Genomic DNA, 23,149 nt, shown 5'->3' on the forward strand with positions numbered 1-23,149 from the left:
ATTTGCTTCTTGGGTAAGACATCGGAGCATTAAGCGCCGGTGTCTTTTTCTTGCGGATACCCGGTTATCTCCAGATCGCTGCCGTGCAACCTATGGGTCACGTTCGCAAGTCTCAAGGCCTCGTGAACGTTCGCGGGCCCGGCGCCGCCGATCGCAACAGGAGCTGATCGGCCGCCGATGATCATCGGCGAAATGATGAAAGTGAACTTGTCAACGAAACCGGAATCGACAAACGAGCCGGCGACCTCAGATCCGCCTTCGACCAGAACGCTTTGAATTTCGCGCTTGCGAAGTTCGCCAAGCACGGCCCCGATATCCCGGCCGCCCATGTCAGATCGAACTACGTCGACACCCATTTCCGTCAGCGCTCCGATCAGGCTCTCGTCTCCACTATTCGTGAAGATCATCGTCGGAATTTCCTTTGCGGTTCGAACTAATTTGGATTCAAGAGGTGTCTGTAACCGGTTATCCAGGACGATCCGGACAAGAGGGCGTCTTCGTTTGCGCAAGCTTCGGTCGGTAAGATTCGGGTCGTCTATTGCGACGGTCGCGGCGCCGACGAGGATCGCGTCGTGTTCGTGCCTTATTTCCTGAACTCTGTTTCTGCCCGCTTCTCCGGATAGTGCAGTAGACACGCTCCCGTCGACCGAGATCCTACCATCGAGCGATATCGCAAGCTTCAAATGGACGAACGGCCGTTGTGCTTTATGCCAGTGAATGAACTTCTCGTTCACCAGAGACGCTTGTGTAGAGCCGATCCCTTTGACGACTTCGACACCGGCGTTCTTAAGTCGTTCGAATCCCCGCCCGGATACCAGCGGATTTGGGTCGTCGATCGGGCAAACGACGCGGCGGATACCGGCGTTGATCAAGGCTTCAGTGCACGGAGGCGTTTTTCCGAAGTGATCGTGCGGCTCGAGTGAAACGTACGCTGTTCCGCCCTTTGCCTGCTCGCCGGCCTGTTCAAGGGCGATGACCTCCGCGTGAACGATTTTCTCTTTGATGTACGTCCCCTCGCCGACGACCTGTCCGGCTGCAGAGACGATGACACAGCCTACAAGAGGATTAGGAGAGACCTGTCCCGCACCGGCCCGCGCAAGTTCAAGGGCGCGTTCGGTCATCTCAACGTCGATTGTGGTTTGATCGATCAATTTGCTTTTCCAGCATTCAAGCGTCGGACCGCTGTAATCAACTAAACAGGCTGTTCACGTAATTCTCGGCATCAAAGACCGTCAGATCGGTCACCTGTTCGCCGATGCCGACATACCTGATCGGCAGATTAAGCTCCTTCGCGATCGCGATCGCAATACCGCCCTTTGCAGTTCCGTCGAGTTTTGTAAGCACGATGCCGGTAACATCTGCGACCTTGGTAAACTGTCGTGCCTGTTCTAGCCCATTCTGCCCGGTTACGGCATCGATCACCAAAAGCGTCTCGTGCGGTGCACCTACTACTTCCCGACCGGCGATCCTTTTCATTTTCTCGAGCTCCGCCATAAGGTTCGCCTTATTGTGCAAACGGCCCGCGGTGTCAACGATCAAAACGTCAGAATTCCTGGCCTTTGCCGACTGCAATGCATCGAATAGCACAGCCGCCGGATCCGTCCCCTGTTTTTGCTGCACTATCGGAACACCTGCCCGTTCTGCCCAGATCTCAAGCTGATCGGACGCAGCGGCCCTGAATGTATCGGCAGCACATATGAGGACGTCGTTACCTTCGTCTTTGATCCGTTGCGACAATTTCCCGATCGTTGTTGTTTTCCCGACACCGTTCACGCCGACGACCATCAACACGTAAGGCTTGATGGTATCGTCGACAGCCGTCTCTGAGGCAACACCGTGTTCGGTCGAATGCTTAAGGATATCGAGCAATTCTGACTTCATCACGGCCTTCAAGGCAGCGATGTCGTTTATCTCTTTGCGAGACACGCCGGTTCTCACGGCCTCCAGCACCTTGAGCGTCGTCTGCACGCCGATATCCGTCGATATGAGCATTTCCTCGAGCTCGTCCAGAAGAACGTCGTCGATCTGTTTACGGCCTTCGAAGATCGTGTCAAGCCTTGTGTTTATTGAATCGCGGGTCTTCGAAATGGCATTTGAGAACCGGACCCCAAGCTCCCGTTCGACGGCCGCCTCTTGTGCCTTTAGTTCCTCGATCGATCGGTCGAGTCCTAACACTGATGACGAAAAGCCATCGTCCTTCTTTCGCTTCCAGAAAAATGCCATACATCTATTGTCCGAGCACGCTCTGCATCGGCAAAACCCTAATTATAGAAAAATATCGCACGACCAACAACGTGCGATATTATTCGACCTTTGATGATGTGAGTTGAATTATCTCGGAAGCTTGAGACGGCCCGAGGCTTTGAAGAGCATTAGGCCTAATATGCACGAGAAAACAACGCTGAAATAGAACCCGAAAAGGGCTGCAAACGCCTTGGCCGGCAGGTTACCGATCCCCGGCATGGCAAATGGCGAAAAGACCGCAGCAAACAGGCCGCTTACGAAAGAAGCGGCGATCACGATGACCAGGCCCATCAAGAGGACCTTAATATAATCGAGCCCGAGCCGTCTGATAGTATCGAGCCCGACCAATGGATTTATCGTTGCCATGAACGATCGTGTATATCCGGCAACCGCACACGCGGCCGGAAAGAAAAAAGCACCCCAAAGGAATGCGATCGCTCCTATCACCACGAGCGGTGCCGCTAATTTGAGAAAGCCGCTGACCATGGCCTGAAACTCTATTTGTTCTTCTTCGGGCGTCTTTCCTGCTATCGCTTCGATCTGCTCTCGGCGCGCGTCCTGAACCGAGCGCCACAACTCTTCCTGATCGAGCGTATCCTGGTCGATATTTGTCGGCGCGATGCCTCCAAATGTGTTTTCTGGTTCCGATGTGATCGGTTGCGTTCCGCTTTCGGCATTACGACTCACCCTATCGAGTTCGTCCGCTCTTCGCTGGACGTGCTCCTCCAAAACCCTTCGGACTTCTTCAGATTGAACGTCCGGTTCGCGTCCGGCGTAATACGGCGTTCCTGGAATTCGCTGCAGATCGGCCTGTATCGATTCAACATGCGACGAAACCGCACTCAGGACCAGATATACTCCGATGATCGCAGTAGCAAAGAACGGTCCGAATGACACGAGGTAGGCAGCAATGCTTAAAAAGAACGGATGAACAACGTCATCCCAGATCGAAAACTCATCGAAGCTCGGCATAAAATCCGCTGCGAGCTGACCGCGAGTAAAATTATCGATCGTATTTGCCAACACACCGAAGGTGAGAGTATTCGCGAACATCAAACAGATGAGAGACGCCGCCGAGAGCATTATGCCGCCGATTCCCCACGCCGACTGGCCGAGCGTGGAAAACATGTACATAACACCGCCCATGATCAGACTTGCACGAAACCCAAACGGAAAAGCGATCGCATAAGCAAAATCGGTCATTCCAAAAGGCTGGTCCATTCCAGCCGAAGTGGTGTGAGTTTTCCGATCGCCGGAAGGTGAGCTATCGATCTGCTGGCATAGCTGTCCGCAATCAGGGCATATCTTTACAGTGCCTCCGTAGGAATTTGGACACGCCTTGCAGTAAGATCTGCCGCAGCCGCCGCAGACGTATGTCGCTGGTGCATCACGGTGACGCGAGCAAACCGTCGGATCGGCAGAACCAGTTTGGATCGCGGGCCGGGGGTCAGGCGAGACGCTTGCCGTTTCAACGACCGCGGTCAATGCTGGTTCATTTCGATGAATCTGATGGGCCGCAACTTCTTCGCTTGCCTGGGCCGTTGATGATGTGCTTACAACCACTGACGGCGTCCTGCCCGCGGCCTTTGCATTAAAAAATGGGATCAACGCCGGAACGCGCCGGGCTTCGATCCAACGCAGATTTCCGCGGCGGACCTTATCCTCAGGCTGCAGCGATCCCTCGCCGATCCATTCGGATAATTCGGTAAACGGCGCCTCGTAGATCTTTCCGGCGACCTCAACCTGCCATATCTCTGTTTGAATTTGCTCGCTCATTCGGATGGACGGACAAAGGCGGGATATCGAGTAGGTCGTCGGCGGCCGGTGAACTCTCAAGCGAACGGGCCACCCCTACATTGATCTGTTTTTCGGTTCCGCTTTGTGCGTTTGCTATGAACTGGACCACCCCTCGCCCGATCTCGCCAGACTCGCAGCCTTTTACAAGCGCCGTGACGACGCTCTGGTCGTACCGTGTGCCGACGAGTTCCTGGATCTTGTCCAATGCTTCCGGCAGCAGCATACCCTTCGAATATGGCCGATCGATCGTCATTGCATCGAAGGTGTCCGCAACAGATACGATCTTTGCCTGAAGCGGTATCTCGGCGTCTTTCAGGCCCTGCGGATATCCCTGACCGTTGACCATCTCGTGATGCATATACATCCCGGGCAGGAAGTCCTTCATTGCCGGTATCTGCGACATGATCTTGTAACCCTTTACCGGATGGGTCTTCATTATCTCGAATTCTTCTTTGGTCAATGCAGCCGGCTTTTTGAGAATACTGTCGTCGATGGCGATCTTGCCGACGTCGTGAAGCAATGCGCTTATCCTGAGCGTTTCTAGTTCCTCTTCACCCATACCCAGTTGTTTTCCGATCGCTACCGATATTCTCGCGACGCGTTCTGAGTGGCCGCGCGTATATTTGTCCTTGCCGTCAATTGCGGCCGCGAGCGCCTTGACCGTACCGACGAAGAGCTCGCGGTTTTCGCGGGCGGCCTTTGCCAGGCTTTCGATATACTGCTCGAGCCGATCGCTCATCGTATTGAACGATTCGCCGAGGGTTCCGATCTCGGTTATATTTCTCGATTCGACGCGGGTTGAAAGGTCGCCTGCAGCGATCCGCTCGGCGGCTGAAGATAGTTTCAGGATCGGCGAGGTCAAAGAACGAGCTGCGAATGAGCCGATCAACAGCGCCAGAAGTGCAAAGAGAAGGCTGATAAGCCATGTCTGCGTCCGCATTTCGCCTACAGATGCAAGTGCCTTTGCTTCGTCCTGCATAGTGATGACGCCGAACTTGGTTTGGTTCGCGATGTTCACAGTCGAATAGGCCCCGATCATATCGTGCGTAACGTCGTCGAAGCTCGCGGAAAAAGGCACCAGTCCGGACTGGATCTGATGATTCGACTGCTGCCATTCGTCAACGATACGGAGTTCGGTAAGCGATCTTTGGTCACGAACCAATGCCGGGTCCGGATGAAATACGGTTCGACCGGATTGATCGACCACATAAATGATCGGAAGCCCGGATTTCCATAGATCACTCTCGGTCATCGCATTTGAACCGACCACTCGTCTCGAGATCTCGCGAAGTGAAACGATCGCCGTAACCGATCCGATCTTTGTTCCGTCCACGATTATCGGCGAGGCCATCGCCATTACAGATTCTTTCGCAGAACCGATAACCTTCGGCTCGCTGATCAGGATCTTCTGATCGGACAGGCCGTCCAGTATCTGCGTTGCGATCGTTTGTATCTCTTCCCGTCCGATATTGCCGGGACGATAAAGCGAAAGCGGTTCGGCGCTTGACGGACTGACGTAGAGAGCTAGAAGGTCTGGGTTTTCCCGCAGCGTGGCCTCCAGTTTTGCGTCGGTCTTGGCAGACGAGAAAACGGAACCCTCGCCGGCAAGTGAAAATGCCGTTGCCAATCCGACAACCAGGTCCGAATGACGCTGGCCGAACATTTCGATCTGACGCGCCTTTTCTTGAACTAACTGGATCTGATAGCGATTTTCGACCGCCCGAAGTTCCTGGCCGCTTCGTTCCGACAGAAACCAGCCGGTCAATACAAGCGGAACCAGCCCAACGAGGAGAAGGGTGCAAATGACAAAGTAAACCAGGCTGATTTTCGTTCGTTTCGGGGGCATTGAGGTGAGAACAAGGTAGGACTCCAGAACAAAGTTTACGACAAATAGAGACGGTGGTCAACAATTTTTAACGTCGGAACGATGCTCAAGATAGCTGACCAAACCGGCTTTTCTTTCCGCGCCTCGAATTGCCGAATACCGCTGAATAGATTAGCGCGCGATTTCCGTTATAATAGAGGGCAAATGTTGCCAGAGCAGTGGAAAGCCATTGAAGAGATATTTTCCGAGGCAGTCGACCTGAACACCGCGGAACGCATGCGTTTCTTGGACGAACGCTGCAAGGGTGATCTTTTCTTGCGGCGGGAGGTTGAAAGACTGCTTGAGGGCGACGATGCGGCCTCTGATTTTATCGAGTCACCGGTCTGGACCGACAGCAGTTTCCTCAACACAAACGTAAAAAAAGAGATCTCCGACTCGCTCGGCAGCAGAAACGAAAAAGACGATGTTGATTCACTTTTGGGTGAGCAGATCGGAGCCTTCCGAATAGTTCGCGAGATCGGTAGAGGCGGGATGGGTGCGGTTTACCTTGGCGAACGGGCCGATGGTGAATTCACGCAAAAGGCGGCGATAAAGGTGATCAAGCGTGGCATGGATTCCGACTTCATCGTCCGTCGTTTTCGACACGAACGCCAGATCCTCGCGTCGTTCGAACATCCGAATATCGCCCGGCTACTCGACGGTGGAACTACAGTGGACGGTGTTCCTTATTTCGTAATGGAATTTATCGAAGGCGAGACGCTGTACAACTATTGCGATTCGCGGCGCCTTAGTATTCCTGAGCGGTTAAGGCTCTTCAGAAAGATCTGCTCGGCGATTCAATACGCCCATTCGAGACAGATAATTCACCGTGACATCAAGCCGAGCAATATTCTGATCAATGCGGCCGGCACTCCAAAACTCCTTGATTTCGGCATCGCTAAGATCCTCGATCCAAACCTGATACACGAATCGGTCAACCCGACGGCGTCCATGCTCCGTATGATGACGCCCGATTATGCTAGTCCGGAACAGGTCGAAGGAATGGACGTCACGCCCGCCAGCGATATCTACTCGCTCGGAGTTCTCCTTTATGAACTGTTAACGGGCCATCGACCCTACAACTTTGCCGGGCGAGCCTTGCATGAGGTCACAAAGGTCGTTTGCGAGGTTACGCCTGAACCGCCAAGCGCCATCCTCTCAAAAAGAGTCAATCTTCTCCCTCAATATACCGAAAACCCTTCATCGTATCTTGATGTTCGGCGGTCAAACCTTTCGACTTTGACCGCGGGTCTTAGCGGCAACATCGATAGCATCGTAATGAAGGCTCTATCAAAAGACCCGGCCGATCGATATTCGAGCGTTGAAGCGTTCTCTGAGGATATAGGCCGACATCTGAACGGTGCTCCGGTCACCGCACCGAGATTCGTTCCCGGCCCAAAGGCCGCGAAGGGAACGGTCAGAAAGCCCTCGGACAGCGGCAAGGCGGTGGCCGTTCTGCCCTTCAAATTCATCAATCTTGGCAATGCGGGCGACACCGAGGACCGGTTTCTAGGGCTCGGGCTCGCAGACGCATTGATCACGCGATTGAGCAAGGTCAGGCGATTCGTCGTTAGGCCTACGAGTTCGATCATAGCCTTCGATTCGGTCTCGACCGATCCGATCGCAGCCGGCACCGAGCTTAAGGTCGATTACATTCTCGATGGCAGCATTAAAAAGGCGAATGACCGGCTTCGCGTTACCGTTCAGCTGCTTGACGTCGCCGAGAATGCCGCAATTTGGGCGACCTCGATCGACGAAACACTTTCGGACGTCCTGACTCTCGAGGACACTTTATCAAATCGGGTGATCGAGTCGCTTTTGCCTCAATTGACCGGCAGTGAACTCGAAGAATTTGCAAAACGCGGTACCGATGTTCCTGAGGCCTTTGAACACTATATGCGGGGCCGATATTTCTTCAACTCGTTTACCGAAGATGGCCTTGCAAAGGCATTCGTAAGCTTTCATCAGGCGATCGCTGCCGACCCAGGCTACGCTCTCGCCCATGCCGGCATCGCAGACTATTACAATTGGCTCGGGATGATCGGCGTTCTGCCTCCGCAGGAGTGCTTCCAACCGGCCATCGCCTCGGCTTCGCGAGCGGTAGAGATCGATCCGCACCTGTCGGAGGCTCATGCAAGCCTGGGCTTTTCGCTTCACGCAGGTGAATACGATTGGTCGCGTGCCGAGCACCATCTCCTGACCGCCCTTGATCTTAACCCCAGCAATGCGAGCGCATATGTTTGGTATTCGATCGTCCTTTTTACAGAAGGTCGTTTTGACGAAGGCCTCGAATATGCGAGGCGAAGCATCGAGATCGATCCGCTTACGCCTTTCAATCACCACAATCGCGCGTGGGGACTCTATTACGCACGAAGATACAGCGACGCCGAGGCCCACTATCAGCGCGTCATCGCTGAGTTTCCCGATTATAGTTTTGGGCATTTCGGCCTTAGCAAGGTCCAGCGCCTGATCGGAAAGACCGATCTCGCGCTCAAGGAGAATTCACGGGCCCACGAACTGATGGGCGAGGGGATATTTTCGATGCTTGCCGAGGCCGAATGCCTGGCTGCGGACGGCCGGCAGGAAGCGGCTGTTAAAAAGATCGAACGGCTGAAAGAACTGTCGGCGGATCGTTTTGTCTCGCCTTACGGATTTGCTCTCGCATACATGTACCTTGATGATCGTGAAAATGCGCTCGCGCATCTTGAGCGTGCATTCGAGATGAAAGAGCCCTGGCTCAATTGGATGCACATCGAACCGGTATTCGACCCGCTTCGCGACGAGCCGCGATTTAGGTCCATCGCCGAAAAGATCGGTTACAACGCGTTCAAGGCAAACTATTCTTCGATCTACGACTCAGATAGATCGAATGATAAGAATCAGGCGACGACCGGTAGTCGATCTCGCGCTGTCCGGAGGCTCCATGATCGTACGACCTTGGTGATCGATGAAACGAGCATCACCGACAGCGGTGAAGGCGAAACCGGCAGATGGCCGCATCCGGCTGCCCGCTGGCGGCAGGCGGCCACCATCGGCGGCATCATCGCATTATTAGTAGTTGGCTATATCGGCGTTTCGAGATTTATTGCTCCTCGATCACCGGTTTTGCGTCCGATCGGTTATCAGAACCCGACCCTTGTCGTTCTTCCGTTTTCTTCGGATGAGCCGGAAGATTTTAATCTCGGCGTAGGCCTTGCCGACGCTCTAACGAACAAACTAGGGAACATTCGCAGTTTACGGGTTTTATCGGCGAATACGGGCCGGGCATTGGGAAGCGCAGAGCCGAAAGAGATCGCCGCTGACGTCGGTGCCTCATTCATTGTAAAAGGCCGTCTATTGCGGAACGATGGGCGGACCATCTTGTCAGCCTCGCTTATCAATACCGCGGCGGAAAGCCAGGTGTGGCAGGAGGATTTCGCCGCCGACAACGAAGACCTTTTCGGTATGCAGACACGACTTGCCGAACGAATATGGAACTCATTGGGCATCATTCCCCAACCGCTTGAGAGGCTTCAGGTCGAAAAGAGTTATACCCAGGATCCAGAAGCATATGAACTTTACTTGATCGGTCGATACCAGCTGACCCGCCGAACATCGGCAGATCTTCGTCAGGCTATTACTACGTTCGGCAATGCCATCAAACTTGACGTCAATTTCGCACCGGCCTATGTCGGAATGGCAGACGCCTACGCGCTCCTGAACCTCTACGATGTCGACCCGCCCCCGGACGCATATCAACGAGCCAAGGAAATGGTGACGCGGGCATTATCGATCGATGATGGGCTTGCTGAGGCTCATGCGACCAACGCCTACATCAAATTTTACGCCGATCGTGACCGTAACGCAGCCGAATTGGATTTCAGGCGGTCACTGCAGGTCAATCCCTCTTTGTCGCAAGCTCATCACTGGTTCGCATTGTTTCTCGCAGCAACGGGAAAAACCGTTGAAGCTCGCCAAGAGATCGAGACCGCCCGTTCACTCGATCCGCGCTCGTTGGCGGTCCTCTCGGCTATCGCAGTCGTGAACTTCTACACTGGCGATGTACAGGGTGCCATTAGCTCTGCAAATCAGACGCTCGAAATCGACAGGACTTTCGTGCCCGCCCTCAAAGTCAAGCGGTGGGCGTATTCGGTTTTGGGCGATCGACCGGCGGCTGCGGCAACGTTCGTAAAGGAAGTCAATTACAGCGGAGGATCCGAGGGCGATCCCGGGTGGCAGATCATCGCCGTCCAGGTCGGACGTGCAGGAGCCGAAAATGGCGAGGCAGCCGCACGGCTCGCGGCGGCCGCGGCCGCGCCCGAGATACGGGCGAACCCGTCGGTATACGCCTACGAGACCGCCCTTGCCTATCTTGCGCTTGGTGATAAAGAGCGAGCTCTCGACCATCTCGAACGAGCCGAATCATCGCGTGCTCATGGGTTCAATTTCGCGGAAGTCGACCCTCGGCTGGAATCTCTTAAACGCGAACCCCGCTTTACACGCCTTCTTGAACGCCTCAAGAACCCCTAGCGACCGCTTCCATCGCCCGCATTAGGAAAGCGGATTGACCGGCATCGAGACTGGTGGCAGAATTGTGTTTCTACCCCTACACGCTCTCGAACCCACGAATATGCCGCTGGCGGACGACAATTTGGGATCCACAATGATCGGCGAACGCGTCGGATCCTATCTTCTTGACGAGGAGATCGGCCGAGGCGGAATGGGCGCTGTTTACCGTGCTGTCCGCGTTGACGGGGAATTTGAGCAGGTCGTCGCGATCAAGTTGATAAAACGCGGAATGGATACGGACGCCATTCTCCGTCGCTTCAAACGCGAGCGCCAGATCCTGGCAACTTTAGACCACCCGAACATTGCCTATTTTCTGGGCGGCGGTTCGACCGAGAGTGGTTCGCCATATTTTGTAATGGAGTATATCTCCGGGCGTCCGCTATACGCGTATTGTGATTCTGAGCGCTTGGCGATCCGCGAACGCCTTCTCATCTTTCGGCAGATCTGCTGGGCAGTTCAGGCCGCACATGAGATACGCGTCGTCCACCGCGATCTCAAACCTTCAAATATAGTCGTCAGTGCAGAGGGTAGGCCAAAGCTGCTCGATTTCGGGATCGCAAAGGCACTCGAGGCCGACGCCGAAATGACCGACCACGAGCCAACCGCGACACAATTGCGCGTCATGACGCCCGAATACGCGTCGCCTGAACAGATCTCAGGCGAAGAAACTGGGCCTTCATCGGATATTTACAGCCTTGGGGTCATATTATACGAACTACTTACAGGCCATCGACCTTACATAATTCACCGAAACGACGACGCTAAAACGAAACAGATCATTACGGCAGAATATCCGCTCGAACCGAGTGATTCGATCGACCGCGGCGAAGGTCTCATCCCGATCGACGGCCGGCCTTCATCGATCGCCGACATTCTCAACCGGCGGCGTACCGACCTGACAGAGCTGCGGCGAGCGTTAAAAGGCGACCTTGACCGCGTGGTGCTCAAAGCACTTCGGAAATCGCCCGCCGAGCGCTATTCCACGGCCGCCGAATTCGCAGATGACATCACTCATTATCTCGAAGGAAAGCCGGTAAATGCCGAACATTACCAGCCTGGCCGCATTACGCGACACAGGCATGGTCACGACAAGCTGAGACTCGCAATACTTCCCTTTAATGTTCTGAGTTCGACGACCGGTGACGGAGGCGACGAATTTGTAGGTATCGGCTTCAGCGATGCCCTCATTTCGCGGTTGAGTGTCGTCAAGCGGCTTGTTGTCCGGCCGACGACATCGATCCTTCCGTTTTCTGGTTCCGATCCGTTCGATGCGGGCCGCAAACTCGACGTTGATTATGTACTTGACGGTAACGTCCGCATTTCCGGCGATCGTATCAGAGTTTCGGTTCAACTGCTCGACGTTAATGGCGGATCGACCCGTTGGGCGCGTGCTTTCGACGAAAGGACAGGTGACGTACTTGTGCTCGAGGATTCACTTTCCGAACAGGTTGCCCGTTCGCTGCTTCCTGAACTTACGTCCGAAGAACAGGTTCGCCTTGAACGGAGAATAACAAATAAGCCGGCTGCTTACGAAGCGTATCTGCGAGGGCGGTATTTCTGGAGTAGATTCACGGATTCTGATCTTCAGAAGGCGATCCGCGAATACAAACAGGCGATCGCGATCGACCCCGAATACTCGCTGCCATATATCGGCCTCGCAGAATTCTATATTTGGTCAGCGATCTTTGGTGAAATACCGGCGCGCGAAGCATTTCCGGAAGCGCGGAGTGCGGTTCGAAAAGCTATCGAGATCGATGGATCGATGGCGGAGGCCTATGCCGTTTCCGCATTCATTGAATTGCTTTACGGTTGGGATTGGCCCGAAGCCGAATATCTTGTGACCAAAGCATTGGATATCAACCCGAATTACGGGTTCGCACACGAATGTTATTCCAATCTACTCTGTTCGCAGGGAAGGTTCGACGAGGCAGTTGATGAGATAAAGCGTGCTGAATCATTAGATCCCGTCTCACCCCGTTCGATCTTGATGTCGGCCTGGACGCTATATCAGGCACGGCGTTTTGACGAAGCGGTCGCAGCCGCACGAAAAGCCAACGAAATGCAGCCTGATTTCCCTCAGGGCCTGCTTCATCTGGGGAACTGTTTGACCGCGGCCGGCGAGCATGACGAAGCTGTTACCGTACTGCGTCGAAGTTCTGAATTATGGGGCGGCTCGGGCCTGCCGCGGCACCTGCTTGCATTTGCGCGTGCGAGCCAGGGAAACCAGGTCGCGGTCAGCGCGATCCTCTCAAAAATGCTTGAAACGTCGAAGACCAAATATGTTAAGCCGTATTTCATAGCGATGTGTCATGTGGCGGCGGGTGACTTTGACACCGCGTTCGATTGGTTTAATTCGGCGATCGAGGCTCGCGACGAATGGATGGTCTGGTTTGGCGTCGACCCAAAGCTCGACGCGGTGCGAGACGATCCTCGTTACGCGGACCTGCTGCATAAGACCAACAATCCGATCGCGCACCGTTCCGGCCGTAAAGCCGCCGAAGATCCTACTACCGGCAGCAGAATCCGCTCCATCGCGGTCCTTCCGTTTCAACGGGTCACGGCCGGCGCTTCGGGCATAGACAGCAACGACTACCTACCGATCGGGATCGCCGATGCGGTTACTATGCGCCTCTCGAACGTTCGCAAGTTCCTGGTTCGTCCGACGAGCTCGGTCCTTCCCTTCGCGGCTGCCGAACTAGATTCGTTCAGTGCTGGACGCCAGCTCGCCGTCGAATTCGTCGTCGACGGCATCATTAGGCACGTCGGCGGAAAGATCGTCGTGACCGCACAGCTGCTTGATGTTAACGAGCGTTCGGTCCGTTGGTCCGCAAGCTTTACCGAAAGCCTCGCAGACGTGCTCGAACTCGAAGATACCATCTCCGAGCAGGTAACGAGATCTTTGATCCCGCAATTGACCGGCGAAGACCTCGATCAGCTTGCAAAACAGGGAACCCGATCTTCAGCCGCGTATGATGCTTATCTGCAGGGTCGCTATTTCTGGAATCAGTTTCGGCCGGATACATTTCCAAAGTCGATCCAGGCGTTCAGCCGAGCGGTCAAGATCGATCCCGGCTTCGCCCAGGCCCATGCGGGTATTGCCGACTTTTATGCGTGGGCTTCGATCTACGGACTGCTATCGCCGGGTGAGAGTCTCCAGAAAATGCACGATTCAGCCGCTAAGGCCCTCGAACTCGACTCCGACCTGAGTGAAGCACATGCGGCAATGGGGCTTTACTACTCGAACATGCAGCAATGGGATCGTGCTGAAGAGTTCTATCGACGGTCGATAGGGCTCAATGCACATTATCCCCTCGCTCACGAGTGGCTCTCGTCTGTTCTCGTGGCCCGGAAACAATTCGACGAAGGCCTACGCGAACTCGCCGAGGCTGAGAGGCTTGATCCGCTCTCACTTCGTCCAAAAGTACTTTCGGCATGGACGTACTATCAGGCACGTGAGTTCGATCTTGCCCGCGAAAAGGGCGAAGAACTTCTAAAGCTCAGTCCGACGTTCATGCAAAGCCATCTTCAGCTTGCCAATGTCCTCTGCGAGATCGGTGACGTCGAAAGTGCATTGCACCATGCCCGTCGTGCCGCTGAGATAGAACCGGGATCGCCGCTTACTTTACACCCGTTCTGTTTTGCTCTGGCGGCCGCGGGTGACATAAATGAGTTGATAACAATGTTGGAAATGTGGAAACAACGAGCTTCAGAGAATTATGTACCGCCGTTCTTTCTCGGCATGGCGTCATTAGCAGCGGGCGATAAAGATGCGGCATTCGAGTATCTCGATGCCGCTCGAGCCGAATTCAGCGCGTGGACGATTTGGTACTGTACCGAGCCAAAGCTGGACAGCATCAGGGATGACCCGCGCTATTTCGCCTTGATCGAAAAGATGAACGGGCCGAGCCCTCTTGAAAACAGGAGTGATGCTGAATAACGGCACCGTCAGCCGATATTGGCCCATGTCGTCAACACTATCTCAAGTTCGCGCGAGCCGGTATTCTCGACCACTAATTTCCACGTTCCGCCTTTTACCCGCTTATTGACAAATATCGAACGGAACAGCCCGCGTGCCTCCGACGATGTCGCGAGACTCTCGCCGGCGATCGTTCCATCGGCATCGACGAGCCGTACCGCGACCTCCTGAGGTGCGACGAACGTAACGCCGAAATTTGTCGAATCGCTGACGGGCAACTCGATCACGACCGTTTGACGGCCGCCTACCACAGCAGCCTTGGCAAATGGAGTCATGGTCCCGTCATCCGGTAACCCTCTTACACCACGGGTCCTCGTCAACAATAGTTCGTCGCTTCCGCTGTCCAGCAAAGCCGCTGATGTGGTTCCGCTACCGGGAATCTGAGGTACCTCTGGGTTATGGTTTCCCTTCGGTCCTATCGCGAGCCGCGGCTTTACGAATGATGAAAAATCAGAAGTCCCCGTAAGATCAGTGTGCAGGCTTTTTGACTTTGCGTTATCAGCGATCTGCCAGATCGCCGACGGCACAGGGACGACACCATCGTTCCAGACCAGGGTCTTGCACATTGTCGGCAGCGGGTCGCCCGCGAGTACCGAGAACTTTACGCCCTTGCGGTTCACGGTAGTCCGATTGAACTCGGCCACCACATCCTGCCGAAGCTGTCTCACCGCCTCAACCTTTTTGCCGAGAACCTCGAACGCGGTATTCATCACATCGGCACACGGTGAACCCATGTTCGGAGTGCCAAGCATGACGAGCCTTGACACCTGCGGGCGTCCATCGCGTCCGTTCATCGGCATCAAGCGGTTGATATAATCGCGTGCGATCAGGCCGCCCATGGAATGTGCGACGATATCAACATGCCATGCATTTCGGTCGCGTTGTGCGTACTCGATATAGCTTTTGACCTGTTCGGCATTTTGGGCGATCGTGTTGGTCGGCTGCGTTGACATGAAGCTGCCGCCGGTATTCATTTCGCCATGGGCCGGCTTTTCGCCGACCGGGAACGCTTTCCAGTCGTATGAATGCGATGTGGTAAGGATATTCTGCCAAGTTTCCCAAGCCTTCCAGTTGCTCCACAGGCCGTGGATGAGCACGAGAGGCTTTGGCGCAACCTTGACGTTCTTTGTCATTTCGTCGGTCTTTTTACCGTTTACCGTCAACTCCGCCTTGACCCGCTGAACGAGCCGCGGCCGACCGTCGTCATACCATGCGTATCCGGACGTATCCCATAAAATCTCGACGTCGCGTTCTTCTCCGGCTTCTAGCCTAATGCTTACGGAACTGTCTTTGATGGGAGTGTCGGCTTTCGCTCCGTCCCATTTATCGCCTTTATAGGTCTCTAGAAAATTCACGTCGGCGTATTTGGTCTCGCCTGAGGCATTCAGTACCTTTGCGGTCACCTTAACGAGGTTGCCGTCGATAGTACCGGTCTGTTCATTCAATTCACGCCACTCGTTCCAATTCGGAAACACCATATCGGCAAATTTCAGATCGGTCAAACGAACCGGCGCTCCGCACTTTTGCAGGCTCCAGGTTATCGTTTCGGTAACGTTCTGCCAGGTTCGCGAGTAAGAACCGCTGAGCCTGTTCGGGTCGCTGGGATCTACCCGATTGGTGCCGTCGCTGGTGAGCGAATTGCCTTCGATCGACGTCGGTGTCGCGGGCATCGTGAAGGATTTCCCTTCCTTTGGTGAACATTGGCCGCTGTAGCTTGACGTCTGCGATCCGGTGGTCTGGCCCTGGATCGGCGGTAACGCGACGCTTACTGTATAAGTTCCGTCCTGATTCACGCCGACAGAGACGTTCGCATCGACCGAACCAGTGCCGGATGTTTCGGTCTTTGTTTCCGAGACGCCGGTCATGTCGCGCCACGTTTTTCCGCGGTCGCACGAATTCTTCTCGACCGCTTTGACGGTCTCGTTTGACGTAAATTTGTGATCGACGGTCGCTCTGCCGATGCTCGATCCGTTTCGCGACGGATCCTCGAGCACCGTCACCTGAGCCTTGTAATCGTACTTCATCTCGAAGTCGGTCGTGTCCTTGCCGCGGCCCGAAACACGGTCAACCGTCTTGTTGTTGGTCATCCCCTGAGTTCTTGTATATTTGACCGTTCCGGTCCAGGCACCCGAACATTTCGACGCCTGCGACGGCTTGTTTGCGGCAACGGCACCTGCTGGTGCTCGGCGCGTTTGGCCAAACACTGAGATCGTGGAGTGCATCGAGATCGCGATCGTCGCGATCAATGCCAGGCTTGCGGTGATCTGACTTCTTCTTTTCATCATTTTCTACGTCGCTCGCGGACAAGGTGTTGGGGTCTCAAGCTCATACGCGAAAATAACGAAGAAATAATGTCACAAAAAAGAGGCTCATCAGCGAGCCTCTGCTTTAACTGTTAATTGATGATCGAAACCGCTATTTCAGATCGGCGATCTCAACCGAACCGTTACTCTCACAGAGTACGAACCTTCCGCTCGTGTATTTCTGGACGTTCGCGACAATGTGTTTGTCCGCCCACTCCTGCGGAAGCTGTGCCTTATCGATATCGCCTTGACCGCTGATCGCTTTCACGTAGGCGATATACTCCTTGACCTTCGAGTCATCATCGACCAGGATCAGCTGCGTGTCCGGTTCGGCGTCATGGATCTTTTGCGCCGTTTTGATCAGGTCTTCACGACTTAGGCCGGAAGGGATCTTGTAATACGCAAACTTGATGCCTTTTATCGTGTAGGAATCGAGTTTTGCTTCCTTCGCATCTGCCTTGCCCGAAGTGCCCTGGTTCCCGGTCCCCGAATTCCCGTTGCGGTCATCGGTGCACCCAAGGTTCACGGCGATAAGTGCGCTTACAACCAAACAGAGATTTAGTAGGTTTTTCATAATGTTCTGTCTCCTTCATGATCGAAGGCAAACCACATCCGGACGGTTCCCGATCAACTCACAAATTATAAGAACAAGCGACTACGCTTATTACCCTTTGACGGCCTCGACGATGCTCACCGGGCTTGAGGTCGGAATGATCCTTGACAGCCTGAATCCAGAATTCTTCAGGAGTTCTTGAAATTCGCTTGCCGTACGCTCGACACCTCCGGGTGACATCAGCATTTCGAGGTCGAGCAGCTTTCCGAAATGGGGCAGATCATCTTCGGGCAAAACGGCGTCAATAATCAATACACGGGCATTCTCAGGCATGGAAGCCCCGATATTCCGAAGTATATTCTCGTTGGTCTCGTCATACCAATCGTGGATGATGTGTTTCAGCAAATAAACATCAGCCGAGACCGGTATCGAATGATTGAAATCGCCTTCAACGATCGAAACGCGTTCCGCAACCCCGTAAGATTCGAACATCGCCGGCGCCCCGGCTGCAACGGCAGATAGATCGAAGAGCACGCCATTCGCTTGTGGATTTGCCTTTAAGATCGCGCCGAGAAGATGTCCGTATCCGCCTCCGATGTCAGCGATGGTCTCGGCAGCGGCAAAATCGTATGCATCGAGGATAGCGGGGATCGTTTGGTTTGAAAATGACGTCATCGCGCGATTGAAAATATCGCCCAACTCACGGTTCGTATTGAATAGATAAGGGAAGATCGGTTCGCCGTGAACAACATCCCAAGCCGGCTTGCCGGTTTTCACACTGTGAAGGAGATGGCCGTAAACACGCCAGTGTTCTTCCTCATTCATCCAGATCGCCACGTCCCGCGTCGACGCAGGATGATCGGACCGTAGAGTTTCCGACATTGGCGAATTTCCGTAGATCATTGGCTCAACCTCGGTAAATACGCCGACGCTCGTCAGACTGCGCAGTAGTCGATATAGCGATCTCTCATGCGTCGAGGTTGCAACGGCGAGAAACTCCGCCGAGCGTGGCCCATCCGCCAAGAGATCGGCAATTCCCAATTTTGCCGCAACGTATATGGCCTGTGAGACAAAGGCTCCGCCAACCAGGTCCATTAATTTCGCAGCCGGCGGTGCAGCCTGTTCTGCTGACGCGATCTCGATCGTTTCTTTCGGTATCACTTTATTTGCTCCTTCTAGTGGCATTTGAGTCGTGGGATCTTACCTTCGAACGCGTAATGATGCTCGAAATTCTATCAGAATCGTCCGGTGAAGATGCATCTGAATAACACAGGTCCTCGAAACCGAAGCTTATGGCAAAACGTTTCGTATTGATCGGCGGCAGTTATGGTATAGGAAATGAACTTGCTTCGCGGCTGGCTAGCGATGGGAACGACGTCTCGGTTCTAAGCAGAACTGCGGGTGATCTTGCCAACATCGCGGGCATTGACCATATAACATTTGATGCGCTGACAGATTCGATACCGAAGTTTGACGGGCCTGTCGATGGTTTGGCTTATCTGCCGGGAACCATAAATCTCAGGCCCTTTCATCGGCTTACCGACACCGATTTCCAAAATGATCTCAATGTCAGCCTCTTCGGCGCTGTTTCTGCCATTCGTTCATTGCTTCCGAATCTTAAGGAATCCGATTCCTCATCCGTCGTTTTGTTCAGTACGGTCGCGGTCAAGATCGGCATGCCGTTTCATGCTTCGGTCGCCGCGTCAAAAGGAGCGATCGAGGGGCTGACCCGTTCTCTCGCTGCGGAACTTGCACCTAATATAAGGGTCAACTGTATTGCTCCGTCGCTGACCGAAACATCGCTCGCCGAAAAGCTCTTGAATACTGAGCAAAAGAAGGAATTGGCTGCTGAACGGCATCCGATGAAGCGAGTCGGAACCGTCGATGATATTGCTTCTGTCGCTGCTTTCCTGCTGACCGGGAACTCATCGTGGATCACCGGTCAGGTCATTCACGTCGACGGCGGGATGAGCGCGATAAAATGACCGCCTGATCCAGGCGGCCATTTCCGTGACCTGCGTTTTCGTTCGCTCGCCGGGGAAGCTACCTTCCGATCGAGGCGGCGATCGATTGTGCGGCCTGTTCTACTACCTGCGAGATTATGTCATCTCCGTCGGATCTGGCCTTTACCTTGAATTGCTTTGAGAGGGCCGGCCCGCCGCCTACACGGCTAAGATCCAAGTCCAGCGTGATCTCGTCTTTGGACTTGATATTTGAAGAAACGCTCGTCGCCGATATCAAAGCCTGGGTGGCAACCTGACCAGCTATGTTGCCGACCGTGCTTCCGGTGTGACCGATCCCGGTTCTGGCGATCGCCGAACCGAGGGCTGATCCGAACATCTTCCCGAATCCTCCGCCGCCTTTCTTATGCGAGGCCGTGATATCGATCACAAAGTCGCATTCCTTTTCTTTAGCCTCTGCTTCACGTGCGGAAGCAAGCCTCGCATCGATCGCTACGACCTCGACGTTTGGCATTTTGAGGAACACCGTAAGGGTGTTTTGCACCGCATTCGCGAGTTCTGCTGCAGTAATACGGTCACCGACCGCCCCGGTCTTTACGGTTGCTAACCCGATCCGTGTCGTACCAGCGGGTTTCGCCGGAACCGGAGGAGCAGGAGCAGAAGCTGCAGCATTCGTTACCTGCACCGGGCTTTGCATACCGCTGACCGTTGGCTGCGTTAGATTGCTGCCTCTTGTAGCCTGCGGTGTTGCCGCCGCCGCATAGAGCTGTGACGGGTCGAAAACTTCCCGATAATCGGCAGGGACATCGAAAAGCGCCGCGTCAAGCTGCGACCTTGAGAGTTCGACGACCTCGGTGAGCATCGACATGACCTCTTTACCGCTCTCGTCGAACATGGTCATCTTTTCGTAGACCGGAAAGCCACGCGTGCCGCTACCGGTCTGCTTCATTTCAAACTTGTCCTGACATCCGCCGCCGTTCTTTGCTCCGTAGTTTCGCGGATCAAGGGTTTGGCCGCAATCGAAATTCTGTTCAAAATCGATATACCAACCGTCGGTTTCCATCCTGCTGTTCGTCTTGCTGCAGGCATCGGGCGAAGACTTTGTATCCATAGAAATGATCAGCCTTCGTGCCTGAAAGCCGAACATCTGCTTTCGCTCGCCGGTGTCTTTGATGTTGATCGTCGTGACAATTCGGCCGCCTTTTGTGACCGGTACATTTGTTTTGGTATTTACCGGCGATTTACCGGTCGTTTCGATCTCGCCGAACTCATTAACGACAAAAGTCTTTGTTGATGGGTTCATCTGGATCGCACGCCGAAGGTCACACTGCGTTATGTTGACCATCGAGCCGCCCATCGCGTCGGTGCGTTGACGCTTGCCCTTTATGTAGGTCGTATTTTCATACGTTTGACCGGCCATTGACTGCTTGGATCTTACCTTGACATCCGCAAATGCTGACTGGAACGACACAAGCGTCAGGATGATGACCGCGAACAGAAAGAACTGTTGTTTCATTATTGCCTCCGGAAAATATGATCTGGTGTCAGAGTTCGTCTCTCACCGGTAAACGCGTGCCGGGTCCGGAATTCGTATCTTGGCATTAAAAAGTCTGCGCGTTGATAAGCAACGCTCCATTGAATATAATCGCGAAGGCCCGTAACGAAGCCGCGATTATGACCAGCCAACAACCCAACGAGATCACCCAGATGCTCATCGAATTGACCGACGGTAATAAAGACGTCGTCAACCAGATACTGCCGCACATATACGACGAACTTCGGCGGCTGGCGGGAAGCTATCTTCGCAAAGAGCGTTCAAATCACACTCTGCAACCGACAGCCCTCGTCCATGAGGCGTACATGAAACTGATCGATCAACGACAGGTCAAATGGCAGAACCGGGCACACTTCTTTGGCATTGCGGCTCAGGTGATGAGGCGGATATTGATGGATCACGCCCGAAAACATCTGGCAAACAAACGCGGCGGCGATGCTGAGATCTTGCCGATCGAAGAGGAGATCCTTGTAGTTTCGCAGGACAGATCTGCCGAGCTCGTCGCACTTGATGATGCACTCGAACAGTTGGCGAAGATCGACCCGCAAAAGGCGAAGATCGTTGAGCTGCGATATTTCGGTGGGTTGTCGATCGAAGAGACTGCAGAAGTGATCGGCGTCAGCGTTCCGACCGTAAATCGCCAATGGAGAATGGCCAAAGCGTGGTTATATTCGCAGGTCAGCGGCGATTAGTTACGCTTCACGATAAGTAGTGTGATGTCATCGTTTGCAGGAGCTGTTTGTGTGAATGCAGAGAGCGACGATTCGACCTTATCGCGAATACCTGCTGCCGAGGCTCTTAGATTCTTGCGGATAACGTCGGTCAATCGTTCCATGCCAAACTCTTCGTCCATCGGATTGACAGCTTCCGACACGCCATCCGAATAAACAACGAGAACGTCGCCCGGCCCAAGGGTGATCTCGCCGCCCTCGTATTGGGCATCGGACATCAGGCCAAGCGGAAGCCCGCCTGAATCCAGCAGCGTGATCGTACCGTCGGCACGCCCAAGCAGCGGCGGATTGTGGCCCGCATTGATATATTTTAGATTCCCGCTCGCGGGATCCAACTCCCCAATGAAGAGCGTGACAAAACGGTTGGAGGGCGTGTTCTCTGCAAGGTAATGGTTGACCGACCTCACGGTCTCATCGAGCGTGCTCTTGGCGGAGATCTGAGCATGGATCGCGGCGTGCAGGCTGGACATCAACAACGCAGCGGCGGTTCCTTTACCCGATACGTCACCAAGCGCGACGACCATCTTGTCATCATGCCGTCCGATAAAGTCGTAATAATCGCCGCCGATCTCAAAACAAGAGAATGAGATCCCCTGAAACTCGTATCCTTCGACCTGCGGCGGAGCCGACGGCTGAAAACGCTGCTGAATTTCGGTCGCAAGCTCAAGCTCGCGCTCCATCCTTTCGCGTTCCATCCGCGATTCGATCAAGGTAGCGTTCTCGACACGGATCGAAGCCACCGATGCAAGCGTCGTCAGAATGTTCAGATGCTCTTCGGAAAATGTCGTCTCATACGTCGGCGAATCAGCATAGATCAACCCAAAGATATTTCGTTCATCGACGCTCAACGGTACCGCAAGTACCGAACGAATTCCCTGCAGCACCATTGTCTGAGTTCCAAAGCGCGGATCCTGCTGCGCATCAGCTGTAAGTACGGAACGGCCGTTCTTGAGCACTTCGTCCATCACGCTGTGGCTGACGCGGACCTCGCTCAAGGTCTCGTCGCGTCCTCGAACGCGGGCGACCATTATCCGCATTTCGTCGGGTGCGTTCTCGTCACGCAGCATGATGACGCATCGTTCTGCCGGAACTGCCTCAAAAACAAGCGATGCGACCTGATTCAGCGTTTCGTCGAGCCCGCTTGCTGAAAGCAGCGCGACTCCGACCTTGCTTATCAGGCCAAGCAACTCGGTTCGTGACGAGAACTGGCCCTTTAGCAGCTCTGTCGTCGGAATACGTCGGCTCTGAAATGAGATCGTCTTTGATGGATCTAGCGCCTCTGTCCGGTCGGCAATGAGCGTCGCACCCGCGGGAAGGCCCTTGATATCGCCATCGAACGTGATCTTGGTCTCGCCGATCTGTATCTCACCGCCGGTCGATAGCGGAACCCCCGCCTTCACCAAAACGCCGTTGTATCGTGTGCCATTGGCCGACCCCAGATCCTGCAGCCAGTAACCGTCGCCCTCGAGCCTGACCTCGGCGTGAAGACGGGAGGCAAATGCATCAGGGATACAGACATCGCTCCGGGCCGACCTGCCGATGGTCGTGCGCAGACGGTTGAGCTCGATCTTTTCGGGCTCGCCGGATGAATTTTTGATGATCAATCGCGCCATTAGG

Annotated in this window: 13 protein-coding genes; 4 read left to right on the forward strand and 9 right to left on the reverse strand. The window is 54.4% G+C overall.

Annotated features, from left to right (window positions below; translation table 11 throughout):
* Positions 1 to 29: 29 nt before the first annotated feature.
* From ribD to IPM28_03695, 4 genes are all read right to left on the reverse strand, one after another.
* On the reverse strand, positions 30 to 1,121 hold the full coding sequence (ribD, locus tag IPM28_03680; protein MBK9172093.1) for a bifunctional diaminohydroxyphosphoribosylaminopyrimidine deaminase/5-amino-6-(5-phosphoribosylamino)uracil reductase RibD: 1,092 nt from the start codon (positions 1,119 to 1,121) through the stop codon (positions 30 to 32).
* Between the two features lie 67 nt (positions 1,122 to 1,188).
* Positions 1,189 to 2,223, reverse strand: a complete 1,035-nt coding sequence (gene ftsY, locus IPM28_03685; protein MBK9172094.1) for a signal recognition particle-docking protein FtsY — start codon at positions 2,221 to 2,223, stop codon at positions 1,189 to 1,191.
* 108 nt (positions 2,224 to 2,331) lie between these two features.
* Positions 2,332 to 4,020, reverse strand: coding sequence for a hypothetical protein (locus IPM28_03690; GenBank protein ID MBK9172095.1), 1,689 nt, complete (start codon positions 4,018 to 4,020; stop codon positions 2,332 to 2,334).
* Positions 3,983 to 5,887, reverse strand: a complete 1,905-nt coding sequence (locus IPM28_03695) for an HD domain-containing protein (protein MBK9172096.1) — start codon at positions 5,885 to 5,887, stop codon at positions 3,983 to 3,985. Before IPM28_03695 ends, IPM28_03690 begins: the two co-directional genes overlap by 38 nt.
* A 183-nt stretch (positions 5,888 to 6,070) precedes the next feature.
* On the opposite strand from IPM28_03695, the gene IPM28_03700 reads away from it, so the two are divergent.
* Both IPM28_03700 and IPM28_03705 read left to right on the forward strand, forming a co-directional pair.
* Positions 6,071 to 10,414: a protein kinase gene (locus tag IPM28_03700; protein MBK9172097.1), complete on the forward strand. Its 4,344-nt coding sequence runs from the start codon at positions 6,071 to 6,073 to the stop codon at positions 10,412 to 10,414.
* Between the two features lie 64 nt (positions 10,415 to 10,478).
* A complete protein-coding gene (locus IPM28_03705) occupies positions 10,479 to 14,390 on the forward strand; it encodes a protein kinase (GenBank protein MBK9172098.1) in 3,912 nt (1,303 codons plus the stop codon).
* An 8-nt stretch (positions 14,391 to 14,398) separates the two neighbouring features.
* On the opposite strand, the gene IPM28_03710 is transcribed toward IPM28_03705, so the two are convergent.
* The 3 genes from IPM28_03710 to IPM28_03720 all read right to left on the reverse strand — a co-directional run bounded on the left by IPM28_03710 (position 14,399) and on the right by IPM28_03720 (position 18,446).
* A complete protein-coding gene (locus IPM28_03710) occupies positions 14,399 to 16,711 on the reverse strand; it encodes an alpha/beta hydrolase (GenBank protein MBK9172099.1) in 2,313 nt (770 codons plus the stop codon).
* Between the two features lie 133 nt (positions 16,712 to 16,844).
* Positions 16,845 to 17,306 (reverse strand): hypothetical protein, encoded by a 462-nt coding sequence (locus IPM28_03715; GenBank protein ID MBK9172100.1) that lies wholly within the window; start codon positions 17,304 to 17,306, stop codon positions 16,845 to 16,847.
* 90 nt (positions 17,307 to 17,396) lie between these two features.
* On the reverse strand, positions 17,397 to 18,446 hold the full coding sequence (locus IPM28_03720; GenBank protein MBK9172101.1) for a hypothetical protein: 1,050 nt from the start codon (positions 18,444 to 18,446) through the stop codon (positions 17,397 to 17,399).
* 131 nt (positions 18,447 to 18,577) lie between these two features.
* Here IPM28_03720 and IPM28_03725 point away from each other — a divergent pair, with 131 nt between their 5' ends.
* The gene (locus tag IPM28_03725) at positions 18,578 to 19,270 is read left to right on the forward strand and encodes an SDR family oxidoreductase (GenBank protein ID MBK9172102.1); all 693 of its coding nucleotides are present in this window, start codon (positions 18,578 to 18,580) and stop codon (positions 19,268 to 19,270) included.
* A gap of 58 nt (positions 19,271 to 19,328) precedes the next feature.
* On the opposite strand, the gene IPM28_03730 is transcribed toward IPM28_03725, so the two are convergent.
* On the reverse strand, positions 19,329 to 20,762 hold the full coding sequence (locus IPM28_03730; protein ID MBK9172103.1) for a DUF4412 domain-containing protein: 1,434 nt from the start codon (positions 20,760 to 20,762) through the stop codon (positions 19,329 to 19,331).
* A gap of 158 nt (positions 20,763 to 20,920) precedes the next feature.
* Here IPM28_03730 and IPM28_03735 point away from each other — a divergent pair, with 158 nt between their 5' ends.
* Positions 20,921 to 21,493, forward strand: a complete 573-nt coding sequence (locus IPM28_03735; protein MBK9172104.1) for a sigma-70 family RNA polymerase sigma factor — start codon at positions 20,921 to 20,923, stop codon at positions 21,491 to 21,493.
* On the opposite strand, the gene IPM28_03740 is transcribed toward IPM28_03735, so the two are convergent.
* Positions 21,490 to 23,145 (reverse strand): SpoIIE family protein phosphatase, encoded by a 1,656-nt coding sequence (locus IPM28_03740; protein MBK9172105.1) that lies wholly within the window; start codon positions 23,143 to 23,145, stop codon positions 21,490 to 21,492. The genes IPM28_03735 and IPM28_03740 overlap by 4 nt on opposite strands.
* Between the last annotated feature and the right edge of the window lie 4 nt (positions 23,146 to 23,149).

The sequence above is a fragment of the Chloracidobacterium sp. genome (genome assembly GCA_016716305.1).
In the GTDB taxonomy this organism is placed as follows: domain Bacteria; phylum Acidobacteriota; class Blastocatellia; order Pyrinomonadales; family Pyrinomonadaceae; genus OLB17.